Raw genomic sequence first — 1,409 nt, 5'->3', positions numbered from 1 at the left:
TCGCCGTTCCGCTCCGACCGCGATACCGCCCGTGAGCTGTTCGACGACGGCGACTTCATCGAGGTGCATGTCGATACGCCGCTGGATATCTGCGAGCAGCGCGACCCCAAGGGGCTTTACGAAAAGGCCCGCGAAGGCAAGGTCATGGACTTCACCGGTATCAGTAGCCCCTACGACCCCCCCAAGAGTCCAGAGGTCACCCACAATACCCAAAAGCACAGCACCGCAGTATTTATTGAGGCCTTCTTCAAGAGGATGGGGCGGGGATTTGACTAATTATTTCCCCGAAGAAGAAGACACCTGAAAAAGGGCTGCATATACTGACCTCCTTTAGTATACGTGTTGTACGGCTTAGTCGTACACCTTAAATCTGCAGATAGTTAGCTTTCCGCTAGGTGTATTCATGGTAGAGTACTTGCAAAATCTGAGTATGTTATCGGTAATATTTCTGTTGTAGCCTTTTTGCTTTGTTACTTCTCTAAAAGTAACCATATGGACGAGGACCTGGTTGCTGGCGTTACGTTATAACTGTTTGAGTTTAGCTACGGCTATAGTCTGATATGTGCTCCTGTGCTAGAAACGTTTTTGATAAGTTTTAGAGGGAAAGCTGCAAAGCGAACTCTATTCCGCATTGAACACAGTTTTATTGCTTGAGGTTGCAGTATTTCCGACTTTACTGCTTGGAGTCGTGTCTGACAGGCTCTATGCCTAAGTTGCGTAGGCATAGAGCCTTAGCCGAGAGTGTTATCCTCGGTACAGAGATCATCGCTCGTTATGGGTTGAATAACACGCTCACACACTTTGTCGGGTGAAATCATCAGTCAATATATAGCTGCCTACCTAAGCTGGGTGGTACATAAATCTCTGTTATTAAGTTTTTTTGCGACAGTGTTAATTTATGCGGCGCTTAATTGGGGTGCGAAGCCTTTTTACGCATTGGAAGCCCCCAATTCTAGTGGTTATTGCCACTAGAATTTCGGCGCTTACCTTGTCCTTTGTACTATCAGGCTTTATGAAAGACATTCGTAAGCGCGCATCGGTTACCTTAATGGAAAACGGTGTTGTTTCATTGGGATTGCAATTATCACCATGATATTACAAGCCCCTATTAAGGGGGCGCTCATTAGAGGTGGATGGACGAAGCTTTGCGATTGCGGCTTGGTATGTTGGCACAGAGTTTGTTTGGCGTAAGCTAGGGGGGTGGAGTTTGCCAGTCCCTGAGCTACTTATACGGGGGCCACTGAGCACTTTAAGAATGATAGCTGAACGCTTATATTACGCTGCCCTTTTTGGTTTCTCGTCACTTCATGTGGATTTGGTGTAATTCAGTGTGCGCCTAACGGGACTCACGATCAGGTAGATCATGGCAATGAAGTTAGCCTCGTTCCGGTAGCCGCGTGCACGTGACC

Annotated in this window: 1 protein-coding gene; it reads left to right on the top strand. The window is 47.3% G+C overall.

What is annotated here, in order from left to right; translation table 11 throughout:
- Positions 1–276, top strand: a 276-nt coding sequence (locus tag OP496_RS17755; RefSeq protein ID WP_280565240.1) for an adenylyl-sulfate kinase, incomplete at its 5' end; no start/stop codon positions are given.
- Positions 277–1,409 lie beyond the last annotated feature (1,133 nt).

Source organism: Chromohalobacter sp. 48-RD10, assembly GCF_029889785.1.
Lineage (GTDB): Bacteria > Pseudomonadota > Gammaproteobacteria > Pseudomonadales > Halomonadaceae > Chromohalobacter.
The sequence above is the reverse complement of the archived record's forward strand: the minus strand, read 5'-3'. Positions and strand labels throughout refer to the sequence as shown.